The 15,658-nt window shown below is 61.9% G+C and carries 13 protein-coding genes; 6 read left to right on the forward strand and 7 right to left on the reverse strand.

What is annotated here, in order from left to right; all coding sequences use genetic code 11:
* Window positions 1-15: 15 nt before the first annotated feature.
* Window positions 16-828 carry a bifunctional DNA-formamidopyrimidine glycosylase/DNA-(apurinic or apyrimidinic site) lyase gene (gene mutM, locus JMV15_RS05810; RefSeq protein WP_014720348.1) on the reverse strand — a complete coding sequence of 271 codons (813 nt, stop codon included), beginning with the start codon at window positions 826-828 and terminating at the stop codon, window positions 16-18.
* A 21-nt stretch (window positions 829-849) separates the two neighbouring features.
* Window positions 850-1,662 (reverse strand): HDOD domain-containing protein, encoded by an 813-nt coding sequence (locus JMV15_RS05815; protein WP_172832678.1) that lies wholly within the window; start codon window positions 1,660-1,662, stop codon window positions 850-852.
* 277 nt (window positions 1,663-1,939) lie between these two features.
* Here JMV15_RS05815 and JMV15_RS05820 point away from each other — a divergent pair, with 277 nt between their 5' ends.
* The 3 genes from JMV15_RS05820 to ilvD all read left to right on the forward strand — a co-directional run bounded on the left by JMV15_RS05820 (window position 1,940) and on the right by ilvD (window position 6,523).
* On the forward strand, window positions 1,940-3,136 hold the full coding sequence (locus tag JMV15_RS05820; protein ID WP_038451865.1) for a class I SAM-dependent rRNA methyltransferase: 1,197 nt from the start codon (window positions 1,940-1,942) through the stop codon (window positions 3,134-3,136).
* Window positions 3,137-3,261: 125 nt separating this feature from the next.
* Entirely contained in the window at window positions 3,262-4,452 is a 1,191-nt protein-coding gene (locus JMV15_RS05825) for an MFS transporter (protein WP_019817765.1), read from the forward strand.
* A gap of 229 nt (window positions 4,453-4,681) precedes the next feature.
* The gene (gene ilvD / locus JMV15_RS05830) at window positions 4,682-6,523 is read left to right on the forward strand and encodes a dihydroxy-acid dehydratase (RefSeq protein ID WP_003195159.1); all 1,842 of its coding nucleotides are present in this window, start codon (window positions 4,682-4,684) and stop codon (window positions 6,521-6,523) included.
* A 191-nt stretch (window positions 6,524-6,714) separates the two neighbouring features.
* On the opposite strand, the gene JMV15_RS05835 is transcribed toward ilvD, so the two are convergent.
* Entirely contained in the window at window positions 6,715-7,776 is a 1,062-nt protein-coding gene (locus JMV15_RS05835; RefSeq protein ID WP_038451868.1) for an HAD family hydrolase, read from the reverse strand.
* Window positions 7,777-8,018: 242 nt separating this feature from the next.
* Between JMV15_RS05835 and JMV15_RS05840 the strand changes: the two genes are divergently transcribed.
* On the forward strand, window positions 8,019-9,410 hold the full coding sequence (locus tag JMV15_RS05840) for an L-cystine transporter (protein WP_201491314.1): 1,392 nt from the start codon (window positions 8,019-8,021) through the stop codon (window positions 9,408-9,410).
* 85 nt (window positions 9,411-9,495) lie between these two features.
* Here the strand turns inward: JMV15_RS05840 and JMV15_RS05845 are convergent, their stop codons facing one another.
* On the reverse strand, window positions 9,496-10,008 hold the full coding sequence (locus JMV15_RS05845) for a dihydrofolate reductase (RefSeq protein WP_019817767.1): 513 nt from the start codon (window positions 10,006-10,008) through the stop codon (window positions 9,496-9,498).
* Window positions 10,009-10,077: 69 nt separating this feature from the next.
* Between JMV15_RS05845 and JMV15_RS05850 the strand changes: the two genes are divergently transcribed.
* Both JMV15_RS05850 and JMV15_RS05855 read left to right on the forward strand, forming a co-directional pair.
* Window positions 10,078-11,457, forward strand: coding sequence for a DUF2868 domain-containing protein (locus tag JMV15_RS05850; protein ID WP_014720354.1), 1,380 nt, complete (start codon window positions 10,078-10,080; stop codon window positions 11,455-11,457).
* Window positions 11,450-12,817, forward strand: coding sequence for a DUF3482 domain-containing protein (locus JMV15_RS05855; RefSeq protein ID WP_019817769.1), 1,368 nt, complete (start codon window positions 11,450-11,452; stop codon window positions 12,815-12,817). Before JMV15_RS05850 ends, JMV15_RS05855 begins: the two co-directional genes overlap by 8 nt.
* Here the strand turns inward: JMV15_RS05855 and JMV15_RS05860 are convergent.
* The 3 genes from JMV15_RS05860 to JMV15_RS05870 form a co-directional block, all read right to left on the reverse strand.
* Window positions 12,814-13,371: a phosphonate degradation HD-domain oxygenase gene (locus tag JMV15_RS05860; RefSeq protein WP_038451874.1), complete on the reverse strand. Its 558-nt coding sequence runs from the start codon at window positions 13,369-13,371 to the stop codon at window positions 12,814-12,816. The two genes, JMV15_RS05855 and JMV15_RS05860, sit on opposite strands and share 4 nt — an antisense overlap.
* Entirely contained in the window at window positions 13,368-14,498 is a 1,131-nt protein-coding gene (locus JMV15_RS05865; protein WP_201491315.1) for a TIGR03364 family FAD-dependent oxidoreductase, read from the reverse strand. Before JMV15_RS05865 ends, JMV15_RS05860 begins: the two co-directional genes overlap by 4 nt.
* A 123-nt stretch (window positions 14,499-14,621) precedes the next feature.
* Window positions 14,622-15,635, reverse strand: a complete 1,014-nt coding sequence (locus JMV15_RS05870; RefSeq protein ID WP_201491316.1) for a putative 2-aminoethylphosphonate ABC transporter substrate-binding protein — start codon at window positions 15,633-15,635, stop codon at window positions 14,622-14,624.
* Window positions 15,636-15,658 lie beyond the last annotated feature (23 nt).

Below are 15,658 nucleotides of genomic sequence, written 5' to 3' on the forward strand. Positions count from 1 at the left end.
GCCTTCACCCAGCAATCAGCTCTGACACCTGGGGCAAAACACACTCGCCCGCTGCCCCAGCACCACATTGCGCAGCTCAGTGCCGCAGACCTTGCATGCCTCGCCGCCCCGGCCATACACGAACAGTTCCTGCTGGAAATACCCCGGCTGCCCATCGCCGCCGATAAAGTCCCGCAACGTGGTGCCGCCCCGCTCGATGGCAGCAGCCAGCACCCGCTTGATTTCAATCGCCAGCTTCAGATAACGCCCGCGTGAAATACCCCCGGCGGCGCGGCGTGGGTCAATCCCCGCTGCAAACAGCGCCTCGGTCGCATAGATATTGCCCACGCCCACCACCACCGCGTTGTCCATGATGAACGGCTTCACCGCCATGGACTTACCGCGAGACAGCTGGAACAAGCGCTCGCCATCAAACAGGTCGGTCAACGGCTCCGGCCCCAGCCGCATCAGCAGCTCATGGTTGTGCGGGTCGTGGCTCCAGAGCATCGCACCGAAGCGCCGCGGGTCGGTGTAGCGCAGGGCCATGCCCGATTCCAGCTCGATATCCACGTGCTCATGCTTGGCCGCGGGCATGCCGACTTCCACCAGGCGCAAGTTGCCCGACATGCCCAGGTGGCTGATCAAGGTGCCCACTTCGGCATTGATCAACAGGTATTTGGCCCGGCGCTCCACCAGCACGATGCGCTGCCCTGACAGGCGCACATCCAGGTCTTCCGGAATCGGCCAGCGCAGGCGCCGCTCACGCACTACCACGCGGCTGACGCGCTGGCCTTCCAGGTGCGGGGCAATGCCGCGTCGGGTGGTTTCGACTTCTGGTAACTCGGGCATATGTACCTCTTGAATGACGGGTCAGTGCGCGCCCAGTTCGCGGATCGACAACTTCAGGCTCTCGAAGTCGTAGTCCGACAGGCCCACGTAATCCAGCACCAGATGGCCAATGGCGTTCCACTCATGATCCACTGGCTGATTGCCCAGTACGCGATAGGACGAACAGATATGCTCGGCCATCTTCAAAATGGCCAGCAGGTTCTTGAGCTGTGGGTTGCGCGACGTCTCATCGCTGAAAATCGCCAGGGCGTTATGGTGATTGGCGATGGCGTCGGTGACATGCTCCGGCAGGCGCCAGGACTTGGCGGTGTAGTAGCCGACTACCGCATGGTTGGTGTGGAACGCTTTGTTTTCGGTGTCGACCACGCGGCAATCCGGGGCGGCATTGGCGTAGGCCTCTTCCAGCACCGCCATGTAATTGGGAAAGCGCTTGAGCATCAGCGGCACGCCACAATCATGGAACAGGCCCAAGGCATAGGCTTCGTCCACGGCCTGGGAACCGGTGCGCTTGGCCAGGGTGAGGCAGGTCATGGCCACATCCTGGGCGGTGTCCCAGAAGCGGTTGAGGGTGACGATGGTGTCGTCGCACATCTCACCCTTGATCGACTGCGCGTTGATCAAATTGATGATCGAACGGCTGCCCAGCAGGTTCACCGCACGCTGGATCGAAGCGATTTTGTTGCTCAGGCCGTAATACGGCGAATTGACGATCTTGAGCAGTGCACCGGACAAGCCCGGGTCCTGGGAGATCAGCCGCGCAATCACTTCCAGGTCCGGATCGGGCATGTACTGCTCCATCTGCAAATCCACCATGATTTGCGGTTGAGGCGGCACGCTGATGCCTTGCAGGGCCTGTTGGATCTGCTCGGGGGAAAGCTCTTGGGACATAAGTACACACTCTGGGCTAGGCGCGAATTCTACCCCTTATGCCGATGTGGCCGACACCCAAAAACCCAAGTGAAACCCGATCGAATGTGGGAGCTGGCTTGCCTGCGATAGCATCACCACCGTACGTCTGATACACCGCGCCGCCCGCATCGCAGGCAAGCCAGCTCCCACATGAAAGAGTGCGCAAAGGGTATACTCCCGCTCTTTTTTCCGGAGCGACGTCATGTCCCTGCCAAGCCTGCGTCTCAAAGCCAACGCCGATCGTCGTTTGCGCAACGGCCACCTGTGGGTCTACAGCAACGAAATCGACGTGGCCGCCACCCCACTCCACGGCTTCCAGGCAGGCGACCAGGCTATCCTGGAAGCGGCCGGCGGCAAGACCCTGGGCATCGTGGCCATGAGCCCGAACAACCTGATCTGCGCCCGCCTGCTGTCGCGCGACATCAAGTTGCCGCTGGACAAGTCGCTGCTGGTGCACCGCCTCAACGTCGCGCTGTCCCTGCGTAACCGCCTGTTCGACAAGCCGTTCTACCGCCTGGTCTACGGTGATTCCGACCTGCTGCCGGGCCTGGTGGTCGACCGTTTCGGCGACATCCTGGTGGTACAGATCGCCTCGGCGACCATGGAAGCGCATAAAGAAGATGTGATCGCCGCGCTGACCCAAGTGCTCAAGCCCAGCGGCATCCTGTTCAAGAACGACTCCGCCGCGCGCGACGCCGAAGGCCTCAACCGCTACGTCGAAACCGTATTCGGCCTAGTGCCGGAGTGGGTGGCGCTGGAAGAGAACGGCGTCAAGTTCGAAGCCCCGGTGATCCAGGGCCAGAAAACCGGCTGGTTCTACGACCACCGCATGAACCGCGCCCGCCTGGCCCCGTATGCCAAGGGCAAGCGTGTACTGGACCTGTACAGCTACATCGGCGGCTGGGGCGTGCAAGCTGCAGCCTTTGGCGCCAGTGAAGTGTTCTGCGTCGACGCTTCGGCCTTCGCCCTCGACGGCGTAGAGCGCAACGCCGCGCTGAACGGCTTTGCCGAGAAGATGACCTGCATCGAAGGCGACGTCTTTGAGGCGTTGAAAGAACTGAAAGCCAGCGAAGAGCGCTTCGACGTGATCGTCGCCGACCCACCGGCCTTCATCAAGCGCAAAAAAGACATGAAAAACGGCGAAGGCGCCTACCGCCGCCTCAACGAGCAAGCCATGCGCCTGCTCAGCAAAGACGGCATCCTCGTCAGCGCCTCGTGCTCCATGCACCTGCCGGAAGACGACCTGCAAAACATCCTGCTCACCAGCGCCCGCCATCTGGACCGCAACATCCAGATGCTCGAACGCGGCGGCCAAGGCCCGGACCACCCGGTGCATCCGGCGATTGTCGAGACGCGCTACATCAAGAGCATTACCTGCCGGTTGCTACCCAATAGCTGATGCTGTTCCCCTGTAGGGACTTGCGGGTTCCTACAGGTTTTTAGGAAATGTCGTACTGCCCCAGGCTTTGACTTTCCGTAGCGCAGACTCGATCCTCGCCCCTCTCATGGAACCGAGGCTCGCGCATGTCGAAGGCAATTACACAGGCTGAAAAACCGCTCTTGGTTTTCTGGCTGATGACCATGACTTTGCTGGGCGTCTTCCCCCTTGACGTCGTACTGCCCTCCTTTCCCGCCCTGGCTGAACACTTCCATACCTCGACCACCCATATCGCTCGATCCGTCAGCCTGTTCGCCATTGGATTTTCCTGCTCAATGCTGCTGATCGGCCCGCTGTCCGACAGAATCGGTCGCAAGAAGCTACTCCTGGCCAGTATGGTAGTAGCCATCCTGGGTGCAGTCGGGTGTCTGGCCGCCAGAAACACGCCCCAATTCCTGTTCTTTCGAGTCATTCAGGCCATAGGCTGCGGTGGTTTCATACTGTCCCAAGCGCTGGTGCAGGACCTTTTTTTCGGCAGGGAACAGGAGCGGTTGCGCATAGCAATGGCCACGGCCGGAGGCATTTTCATCTCGATTTCCCCAGTGCTGGGCGCATGGCTGCAATTGCACTGGGGATGGAAAGCCAGCTTCTACGCGTTTATCGCCCTCTGTGCCGCAACGTGGTTTATGGCTCACCGATTACTGCATGGCGGCTTCCCTCCAACCGCGCCAAGCGAGCGGGGTATTTTCAGGGCCTACGCCAAGGTTTTCGCCAACAGACATTTCGCCAGCTACGCCACGATCTCCGCGATCACCTTCGCCTGTCATTTCTCATTCATCGTTGTGTCACCGCTCATTTTCATGGACCAGTTAAAGCTGTCACCCCATGAGTACTCATTGACCTTGCTTCTCTACGGCGCCGCCTACGTAGTGGGAGGCCTCTGTGCCGGCGTCCTGCACAAACGGCTGGCGGCGGCTACCCAGATGGCAGTCGGGCTGGTTCTGATCGCTATCTCTGGCGTAGTCATGCTGCTGTTGGCCTACCTGTTCGGCTTATCAACCCCGACAGTGTTGGTGCCCATGCTGCTCTGCACGGCGGGCACCACCATCACCCGGCCCATTTCCAACTCCAAGGCCATGAGCCTGTTTCCAGACAATGCGGGAGCCGCAGCTTCCGCCGTTGCGGCAGCGCTGTTCATTGCTGGCGGCTGTATCAGTGCATTTATCAGCACCTTTACCCACCAGTTGAGTACTGCGCTTGGCTTGTGTTTTCTGATCCTGAGCCTTGCCGCCCTTGCGTTGAACTCATGGGCACGGCGGCGCCCGCACGTCCTGTAGCGGCTAACTTCAAGGTTGCGCCCATTCCCTCCAGCCGCCAGCGGTGTAGAATCGGCCCTATTCATCGCCAGTCATCCCCCGGCGGGTTTATGAGCTCGAGGCCCAAGCACGCGGCGATCCCGCGACGCGAGTGGCAACTTCCGGACACACGGCCATTTTCTGAGTGTTCCAGTCGTCAATTAGAAGCTCACTCCCCTTTAGTACTTGATTAGCCGCCCGGAGTGCTCCAATGCCTGATTACCGCTCGAAAACATCCACCCACGGCCGCAACATGGCCGGCGCGCGCGCGCTGTGGCGTGCCACGGGGATGAAAGATGACGACTTCAAGAAGCCGATCATCGCGATTGCCAACTCGTTCACCCAGTTCGTGCCGGGCCATGTCCATCTCAAGGACCTGGGCCAACTGGTCGCCCGCGAGATCGAACGCGCCGGTGGCGTGGCTAAAGAATTCAACACCATCGCCGTGGACGACGGCATCGCCATGGGCCATGACGGCATGCTGTATTCCCTGCCGAGCCGCGAGATCATCGCTGACTCCGTGGAGTACATGGTCAACGCCCACTGCGCCGACGCCATTGTGTGCATCTCCAACTGCGACAAGATCACCCCCGGCATGTTGATGGCTGCCTTGCGCCTGAACATCCCGGTGATCTTCGTCTCCGGCGGGCCGATGGAAGCCGGCAAGACCAAACTCGCCTCCCACGGCCTCGACCTCGTCGACGCCATGGTAATCGCCGCCGATTCCAGCGCTTCTGACGAGAAGGTCGCCGAATACGAGCGCAGCGCCTGCCCGACCTGCGGTTCGTGCTCCGGCATGTTCACCGCCAACTCGATGAACTGCCTGGTGGAAGCCCTGGGCCTCGCCTTGCCGGGCAACGGTTCCACATTGGCCACTCACAGCGACCGCGAGCAGTTGTTCCTGCAGGCCGGCCGTACCATCGTCGAGCTGTGCAAGCGCTACTACGGCGAGAACGATGAGTCGGTGTTGCCGCGCAATATCGCCAACTTCAAGGCGTTCGAAAACGCCATGACCCTGGACATCGCCATGGGCGGTTCCACCAACACCATTCTGCATTTGCTGGCTGCCGCCCAGGAAGCCGAGATCGACTTTGACCTGCGCGACATCGACCGCCTGTCCCGTCACGTGCCACAGCTGTGCAAGGTCGCGCCGAACATCCAGAAGTACCACATGGAAGACGTGCACCGCGCCGGCGGGATCTTCTCAATCCTCGGCTCCCTGGCCCGTGGCGGCCTGCTGCACACCGACCTGCCAACCGTGCACAGCAAGTCCATCGCCGAAGGCATCGCCAAATGGGACATCACCCAGACTGACGACGAAGCCGTGCACACCTTCTTCAAGGCCGGCCCGGCCGGTATCCCCACCCAGACCGCGTTCAGCCAGTCGACCCGCTGGGACACCCTGGACGACGACCGTGAAAACGGCTGCATCCGCAGTGTCGAGCACGCCTACTCGCAAGAAGGCGGCCTGGCCGTGCTGTACGGCAACATCGCCCTCGACGGCTGTGTGGTGAAAACGGCAGGTGTGGATGAATCCATCCACGTTTTCGAAGGCCGCGCCAAGATCTACGAAAGCCAGGACAGCTCGGTACGCGGCATCCTCGCGGACGAAGTCAAGGAAGGCGATATCGTGATCATCCGCTACGAAGGCCCTAAAGGCGGCCCGGGTATGCAGGAGATGCTTTACCCCACGTCCTATCTGAAATCCAAAGGCCTGGGCAAAGCCTGCGCCCTGCTGACCGACGGCCGTTTCTCCGGCGGCACGTCGGGCCTGTCCATCGGCCACGCTTCCCCGGAAGCCGCTGCCGGCGGCGCGATTGGCCTGGTGCAGGATGGCGACAAGGTGCTGATCGACATTCCGAACCGCTCGATCAACCTGTTGATCAGCGATGAAGAACTGGCAGCACGCCGGGTTGAGCAGGACAAGAAAGGCTGGAAGCCGGTGGAGAAGCGCCCGCGCAAAGTCACCACCGCGTTGAAGGCCTACGCGTTGTTGGCCACCAGCGCCGACAAGGGTGCGGTGCGCAACAAAGCCATGCTCGACGGCCTGTAAGCCCCGCGCATAAAAAAGCCCCGCCAGGTGCGGGGCTTTTTTTGTCTGCAGAAAAACCCCAAGACATTGGAGATCAAATGCGGGAGCTGGCTTGCCTGCGATTGCATCACCTCGGAGTACATGAAGTACCGAGGTGTCTGCATCGCAGGCAAGCCAGCTCCCACAGTGACTGCACTTCGACTTAAGGCTCTTTACTGAATCTCCTCCGGTTTCACGATCACCCAGTTCTTGTCCGCCGTCACCGGCAACCCTTCCTTGGCTTGCGCCGCCGCGTGCTTGGCGATCATGCCGTTGAGTTGGGTCATGTACTTGTCTTTGCGGTTGATCCACAGGTGGACGCCGCCCTTGGCCACGTCCACATCGTGGAACAGCATGTAGCCATCGCTGGTCGGTGTGTCACCGCCGACAATCACTGGTTTTTTCCATTCGTCGATGTAGGTGAGGATCGCCGCGTGCTTACCGGCCATCCAGGTCGCCGGGGTCCACAGGTAGGGAGTCAGTTCCAGGCCGAGGTTGCTATTCTCGTCATACTTGCCGGCAGTGATCTGTTTGCGTGCGGTGGTCAGCTCGCCGGTCTTGCGGTCCTTGAGCATCGTGGTCACGCCGATAACGTTCTCGGGTTTGACGTTGTAGCCGTACTTCGGATCAGCCGCGACCATGCGCACCAGCTCCTCGGACGCGGCGGTCATCACATAGACCTCGATGCCGTTTTCCATCAGTTTGTTGTACAGCTCGGCCTGGCCGGTGAAGACTTTCGGCGGCTGTATCTCGGATTTTTTCACCACGTCGCCTTCGAAATAGCTGACCGGCACGGGCTTGCCGGAGGCCATCAGCTCGTCGACCTGCACTTTGAGTTCCTTGAGGGTAAAGCCGGAAAAAATCTGCGCAACCCACGGGTAGCAGACCATGTCGTCGACTTCGCACAGGCGATAGTAGTAGCTGAACAGACTTTCCTTATGGTCGGCGGTGTCTTTGAAGGGGATAAGCTTGAGCGAAGGGTCCATGGTTTCGCGGGTGATCAGGCCCTTGTTTTCCATGAACGGCAGCAAGGACTCTTCAAGGTCATAGCGGTAGCTGGTGTTGTCCATGTCGAACACCGCGTAGTTACCCTTGTTGGCATTGGCGGCGATCATTTCGTTGAGTTGTTTGGCGGCAGGTGCCGGCCAGTGTTTCAACTCGGTGGCGGCAAACGCCTGGCTGGCGAGCCCGAGGCAAAAGGCGGCGGATACCAATAGTTTCGGCGCGAGCTTCATAGGCGTTGTCTCCCTCAAGTGAAAGACATCGACGCTAACAAATCCGTATGACAGTTATCGCCCGAGCGCGACCAGGGACGTCGTGATCACGCCAAGGGCATACGCCTGAGCGTCAAATGCTTATTCCAAAAACGACAGTCCCCATTCCATATCGGTATTAAATCAATATATTTCAAGCTGTTAGGCTTCCCGGTTCGCAATCGCAGGCTCACGCGATTGGCTGCTTTCTCAACGGAGCTTCAATGAATCTGCCCCTGATTCTCAATTTATTGGTGTTCGTGGCCCTGTTGCTGGGCCTGGCACAAACTCGCCGTACTAACTGGAGCCTGGCCAAGAAGGTGCTGTTCGCCCTGGTGCTGGGCGTGCTGTTCGGCGCGGCGTTGCACACGATCTATGGCGACGGCAATCCGGTGCTCAAAGCCTCCATCGGCTGGTTTGACCTGGTCGGCAACGGCTATGTGCAGCTGCTGCAAATGATCGTGATCCCGCTGGTGTTCGCCTCGATCCTCAGTGCCGTGGCGCGCCTGCACAACGCCTCGTCCCTGGGCAAGATCAGCTTCCTGACCATCGGCACGCTGCTGTTCACCACGGTCATCGCGGCGCTGATCGGCATCGGCCTGACCAACCTGTTCGGCCTCACCGCCGAAGGCCTGGTGGCCGGCACCCAGGAAATGGCGCGCCTGCAAGTGATCCAGAGTGATTACGCTGGCAAGGTTGCCGACCTGAATATCCCGCAGTTGCTGCTGTCGTTCGTGCCGGCCAACCCGTTCGCCGACCTGGCCCGGGCCAAGCCGACGTCGATCATCAGCGTGGTGATTTTCGCCGCGTTCCTTGGGGTTGCCGCGCTGCAACTGCTCAAGGACGACGTGGAAAAAGGCCAGAAAGTCCTTAACGCCATCGACACCCTGCAAGCCTGGGTGATGCGCCTGGTGCGCCTGGTGATGAAGCTGACCCCCTACGGCGTGCTGGCGCTGATGACCAAAGTGGTCGCCGGTTCCAACCTGCAAGACATCATCAAGCTGGGCAGTTTCGTGGTGGTGTCGTACCTGGCCCTGGGCCTGATGTTCGTGGTGCACGGCCTGCTGCTGTCCCTGGCCGGGATCAACCCGCTGCGCTTCTTCCGCAAGGTGTGGCCGGTACTGACCTTTGCCTTTACCAGCCGCTCCAGCGCTGCAAGCATCCCGCTGAGCATTGAAGCGCAGACCCGTCGCCTGGGCATCCCGCAATCCATCGCCGGCTTCGCCGCCTCGTTTGGCGCGACCATCGGCCAGAACGGTTGTGCCGGTCTTTACCCTGCGATGTTGGCGGTGATGGTTGCGCCAACCGTGGGCATCAACCCGCTGGACCCGCTGTGGATCGCGACCCTGGTAGCCATTGTGACCTTGAGTTCGGCGGGCGTTGCCGGCGTAGGCGGCGGTGCGACCTTTGCCGCGCTGATCGTGCTGCCCGCCATGGGCTTGCCGGTGTCACTGGTGGCGCTGTTGATTTCCGTGGAACCGCTGATCGACATGGGCCGCACGGCGTTGAACGTCAATGGTTCGATGACGGCGGGGGCGATTACCAGCCAGATCATGGGTCAGACGGATAAGGCCTTGCTGGATGCCGATGAGCATGCCGAGTTAGCGCAGGTCTGATAGACCGCTATAGCAGGCAGGCCAGCTCCCACATTTGAATGTATTCACACATCAAACTGTGGGCGCTGGCTTGCCTGCGATGCTTTTAGGCTTTTTCCCACACTTCGAAGTTGTAGGCCGGCTTATCACCTTCAGCCGGATTCTCGACATTCGACACCAGCTTCCACTGGTTCATATCAAACTCTGGAAACCACGCATCCCCTTCCGGGCTCAGCGCCACGCGGGTCAGGTACAAGCGATCGGCCTGTTCCAGCCCCTGCGCATACAACTGCGCGCCGCCGATCAGCATCAGCTCGTCTACGCCTTGCGCCTTGGCCCACTCCTCAGCCCGCTCTACCGCCGCGTCCAGTGACGGAAACACTTGCGCACCTTCCAGCACAAGATCGGTCTGACGGCTGACCACCAGGTTCAAGCGCCCCGGCAGCGGTCGGCCCAGGGAGTCCCAGGTCTTGCGCCCCATGATGATCGGCTTGCCAAGGGTGGTGGCCTTGAAATATTTGAAATCCCCCGGCAAATGCCAGGGCATGCTGTTGTCGACGCCGATCACACGGTTTTCACCGAGGGCTGCGATCAGGCTTAAAGGGAGAGTTTTTTTCATGGCGACGAGAATACCAGAGCGGCGAGCCAGCGGTTATGCTCCAACCTCATCAACTCGACAGGACGGCGCGTGACTGCACTGAACCCGCTGCACAGACTTTGGCTGACAGAAACCGTGCGCCTGCGGGAAGAACACGCCGGCCCCCTGGAAGACCTGGAAGCCAACCGCCTGGCCCGCACCGCCGGGGGCGACCTGCCCTCGCGCATCCAGCAGCGTGCGCTGCACCTGGCCGAGCGCGATGGTTTGGCCGCCGCGCTCAGCCGCTGGCTGCAAGGCGCACGCCTGGCCCTGGTGTTACTGGCGGTGGTCGCCGTCATCAGTGGCGCCGGTTTGGCGTTCGCCGCGCTGGGCAATGGCCTGGCCCCGGTGAATGTGTTTTGGGCCTTGGGCAGCCTGCTCGGCCTGAACCTGATCTTGCTGATCAGTTGGGCCCTGGGCCTGCTGTTTGCCGGTGAACACAGCGCCAGCCTTGGCCGGCTGTGGTTGTGGCTCAGCGAGAAACTGGCGCGTGACGCCAAGGCCGCGCAACTGGCCCCGGCGCTGTTGCTGTTGCTGCAACGGCAAAAACTCAATCGCTGGGCGGTGGGTGTGCTGGTCAACAGCTTGTGGTTGCTGGCCTTGCTCAGCGCCCTGGTGATCCTACTGACCCTGCTCGCCACCCGCCGCTACGGGTTTGTGTGGGAAACCACCATTCTCGGCGCCGATACCTTTGTCGCCGTGACCCAGGCCCTTGGCACACTCCCGGCGCTGCTCGGTTTCAATGTGCCCACCGTGGAGATGATCCGCGCCAGCGGCGACTCCGCGCTGAATATCGAAAGCGCCCGCCAGGCCTGGGCGGCCTGGCTGGTGGGCGTGTTGCTGGTCTACGGCCTGCTGCCGCGGTTGATCCTTGCCTTGCTGTGCCTGTGGCGATGGAAACGCGGGCGCGCAGCGTTGCGCCTGGACCTCAACCTGCCCGGCTACGCCCAACTGCGCGAACGCCTGATGCCCAGCAGCGAGCGCCTGGGGGTCAACGATGTGGCGCCCGAACACCTGCACCCGATCAGCGGCGGCGCAAGTGAGCTGCAGAGTGATGGCGCCTTGCTGGTCGCCATCGAACTCGACGACCAGCACCCTTGGCCCCCTAAACTGCCTGCCAACGTCAAGAACGCCGGCATCCTCGACAGCCGCGAATCACGCCACAAACTGCTGGAGCAACTCAGCCGTTTCCCACCCGCGCGCCTGGCCATCGCCTGTGACCCGCGCCGCTCGCCCGACCGTGGCAGCCTGGCGCTGATCGCCGAGCTGGCACGCAGCGCCACCGACACCCGCGTATGGCTGCTGCAGGCACCACCGGGCCAGGCGCTGGACGCCGAGCGCCTGGGCGACTGGCATGCCGCGTTGCAACAGCTTGAAGTGTCGTTTGCCGATTGTGCGCCGCTGAGCTGGCTGGAGACCGGTCATGACTAAACCGCTGAAACTCGCCGTGGTCGGCCATACCAACGTGGGCAAAACCTCACTGCTGCGCACCCTCACCCGCGATGTCGGCTTTGGCGAAGTGTCCCATCGCCCCAGTACCACGCGACATGTGGAAGGTGCGCGCCTATCGGTAGATGGCGAAGCCTTGCTGGAGCTGTACGACACCCCCGGCCTGGAAGACGCCATCGCCCTGCTCGATTACCTGGAGCGCCTCGACCGCCCCGGCGAACGCCTGGATGGCCCTGCGCGGCTGGCGCGTTTCCTGGAAGGCAGCGAGGCGCGCCAGCGTTTCGAACAGGAAGCCAAGGTGTTGCGCCAGTTGCTGGCCTCCGATGCCGGCCTGTACGTGATCGACGCTCGCGAGCCGGTGCTGGCCAAGTACCGTGACGAGCTGCAAGTGCTGGCCAGTTGTGGCAAACCGTTGTTGCCGGTGCTCAACTTTGTCAGCAGCAGCGACCACCGCGAACCGGACTGGCGCGAAGCCCTGGCCCGCCTCGGCCTGCATGCGCTGGTGCGTTTCGACAGCGTGGCACCGCCCGAAGACGGCGAACGCCGGCTGTATGAAAGCCTGGCCCTGCTGCTGGAAAACTCACGGCCGCAGTTGGAACGCCTGATCCTCGATCAAGAAGCCCAGCGCCAGGCTCGCCAGCAAAGCGCCGCCCGCTTGATCGCCGAACTGTTGATCGACTGCGCGGCCTGCCGTCGCAGTGTCCTCACCGAAGATGAGCAGCAAGCCATCGGCGATCTGCGCAAAGCGGTGCGCCAACGGGAACAAAAGTGTGTTGATGCCCTGCTCAAGCTGTACGGCTTTCGCCCACAGGACGCGGCGGCCAGCGACCTGCCGCTACTGGATGGGCGCTGGGGCGACGACCTGTTCAACCCCGAAACCCTCAAGCAACTGGGCGTGCGGGTGGGTGGCGGGATCGCCGCCGGCGCAGCCGCCGGTGCGGGCGTGGACCTCCTGGTCGGCGGCCTGACGCTGGGCGCTGCTGCCCTGGCGGGCGCGATTGCCGGCGGTGCGCTGCAAACCGCGCGCAGCTACGGCAGCCGCCTGATGGGCAAGATCAAGGGCCAACGCGAACTCACCGTCGATGACAGCGTGCTGCGCCTGCTCGCCCTGCGCCAGCGCCAGTTGCTCAAGGCCCTGAACCTGCGCGGCCATGCGGCAATGCACAGCATCAAGGTCGACACGCCCCAGGACAAAACCTGGCGCGAGGGCAAACTGCCTGACGCCTTGAACAAGGCCCGCGCCTATCCGCAATGGTCGTCCCTCAATCCCCACGCCAAACTAAGCCAGGCCGAGCGTCAAGAACAGGTCGAAGCCCTTGCCATGCGCCTCGACGAGACCTAAGCAGTCATCAGCACCTGCCGGGCCTTGGCCTTAAGCACCTCAAGGTCCAGCACCGGCACCTGCATTTGCTTGGCCTGCTCGTCCCAGTGGCGCATACGCAAGCTCACGGCATACAACGGGTCTTGCTCAAAGGTCCGAGCCTCTTCTGCGCTCATGACGCCGCCTTGGTAAGCCAGAGTGCGACGGCTGGCTTCGCTCAAGCGGGCGAAATAGTCCGGTTGGCTGAAGGTCAGGTAACGCTTGGCCTGGACGTGGTATTCCACCAGCCTGGCCAGGCGTTCGCTGAAGCCTGCTCGGCGCAGGTAATCGGCGCCCAGCCGCTCGTGGCTGACCACGCCATAACCGCCCATGTTCGCGCCGCCCTGGCCGCAGAGATGGCCGATGTCGTGGAAAAACGCCGCCAGCACCACCTCGTCGTCAAAACCTTCGGCCATGGCCAATTGCGCGGCCTGGGACATGTGCTCGATTTGCGACACCGGCTCCCCGATGTAGTCAGCCGTGCCATGTTGCTCGTACAAGCCAAACACCTGGTCAATCGCCTGTTCCGGGCTCATCGCGTCGCGCCCCACAGTGTGCTGATATTACGCTCGGCCATCGCCGGCCCCACGCTCATCCCTACGCCGGTGTGCATCAAGGCAGCGCTGACGCCAGGTGCCGCCTGAACAAACGAAAAAGGCCCAGGCCCGCGCGAACCGTAGACGCCCTGCCAGCGCTCCACCACCTGGACCTTGCAACCCAGGGTCTGTTGCGCCAGTTCGATCAGCCAGTCATCCACCTGCTCGGCGTTGAAGGGCGACGGATCGCTGTCGTAATGGTGGGAGTCACCGATGATCAACTCGCCATGGGGCGTAGGGCTGATCAACAGGTGAATGCCGTGCTCGTGCAGGTACGGCGTTTCGCGCAAGATCTGCGCCTGCACCGCGGCCGCTTCCGGCAGGTCGGCAAAGGCGCCGTAGTGCACGCAGCTCAAGCCGGTGAGTAAGGCATGTTGCAGGTTCAGGTTGAGCACCGGCCGGGCGCGCAGCATTTGCAGGCGACAGGTTTGCGGGTTGAGCGCGGCGATGGCGTCGGCCAGCAGGGTTTGATAGTCATGGCCGGAGCAAACAATGATCTGCTCGCCGCGAAAGCGGCCTGCCGTGCTGTGCAACTGGCCCGGTTCAACCTCGCGCACCAAGGTAGAGAAGTGAAACTCCACGTTAAGCGCCTGGCTCAGGTAATGGATCAGCGCCGGGATCGCCTCGCGGGAGTACAACTGCTGGTCATCCTTGCCATGCAGGGCGGCGCGGTGATGGCGGAACTGGCCGGCGTACAGGTCGTTCATTGCAGCGCCTTGCAGCAGCTGGACGTTGTAGCCGTGCTCCCGCGCGCGCCCGGCGCAGAAGGCTTCGAGCAGATGCTCTTCGGCTTCGGTGCGGGCGAACAGGTACGAGCCATTGCGTTTAAGCGCCAGGCCCGCCGCTTGCGCCCACTGGCCCCATATTTCGCGGCTTTCTCGCGCCAGGTCGAGCATTGGCCCTGGTGGTTGACCGGTGACCAGCGCCTGGCCGAAGTTGCGCACTGAGGCGCCCAATGGCGTGGCGCTGCGCTCGAACACCTTGACCTTGAGGCCGCGCATGGCGGCGGCATAGGCGTGGGAGAGACCGAGAACGCCGGCGCCGACGACTAACAGATCACTACTCATACTGTCCTCTGGTTCCCGCGCTCCGCGTGGGAATTCATCCGGTGACGCTCCGCGTCACGACCTTTAAAAGCGGACGCGGAGCGTCCAGAGCGGCGTTACCACGCGGAGCGTGGGAACGATCGGTTACTGTTTTTCCGACTTGCCGTCATAACGCTTACGCCATTCGGCCAAGATGCTGTCACGGTTCTTGGAAGCCAAGACAAAGTCGTTCTTGATCAACCGTTGCTCATAGTCCGCCGGTAATTCGGTCTGCGGCTTGGCGATTCCCGGTTGGGCGAGCACGGCGAAGTTGTCCTTGTACAGATCCATCGCCGCGGTGCTGGCGGAGAAGTCAGCGAGTTTTTTCGCCGCGTCGGCATGGGCAGTGCCCTTGATCACGGCGGTGGCTTCGATCTCCCAGCCCAGGCCCTCTTTGGGCAGGATGATCTCCAGCGGCGCGCCCTGGCGTTTGAGCTGAACCGCCGGGTATTCGAAGGAAATACCAATCGGAAACTCACCGGACGCCGCCAACTTGCACGGCTTGGAGCCGGAGTGAACGTACTGGCCGATGTTCTGGTGCAAGTCGTCCATGTACTGCCAGCCTTGCTTCTCGCCGAAGGTCTGGAGCCAGGCGCTGACATCCAGGAAGCCGGTGCCTGAAGACGCCGGGTTAGGCATCACGATCTTGCCCTTGTATTCAGGCTTGGTCAGGTCCTGCCAGCTCACCGGTTTGGTGAGGCCCTGCTTCTCGGCTTCGACGGTGTTGAAGCAGAGGGTGGCGGCCCACACGTCCATGCCGACCCAGGCCGGAGGGTTGGCGGCGTCGCGGTAGTTTTTGCCGATCTTGTCCAAGTCCTTGGGCGCGTAGTTGTCGAGCATGCCTTGCTGATCGAGGATCGCCAGGCTGGAGGCGGCCAGGCCCCACACCACGTCAGCCTGGGGGCGGTCTTTCTCGGCCAGCAGTTTGGCGGTGATGATGCCGGTGGAGTCGCGCACCCACTTGATCTCGACGTCGGGGTTGGCCTGTTCGAAAGCTTTTTTGTAGGTCTTCAATTGCTCGGCTTCAAGGGCCGTGTACACCGTCAACTCGGTCTTGGCCAAAGCATTCAGGCTGAATGCCGTGAGGACTGCAGCGACCAGCGCCAGGGGCTTGAACATGGAGCACCTCCTTCAGGGATGTT

Source organism: Pseudomonas paracarnis, from assembly GCF_904063055.1.
GTDB classification, from domain to species: domain Bacteria; phylum Pseudomonadota; class Gammaproteobacteria; order Pseudomonadales; family Pseudomonadaceae; genus Aquipseudomonas; species Aquipseudomonas paracarnis.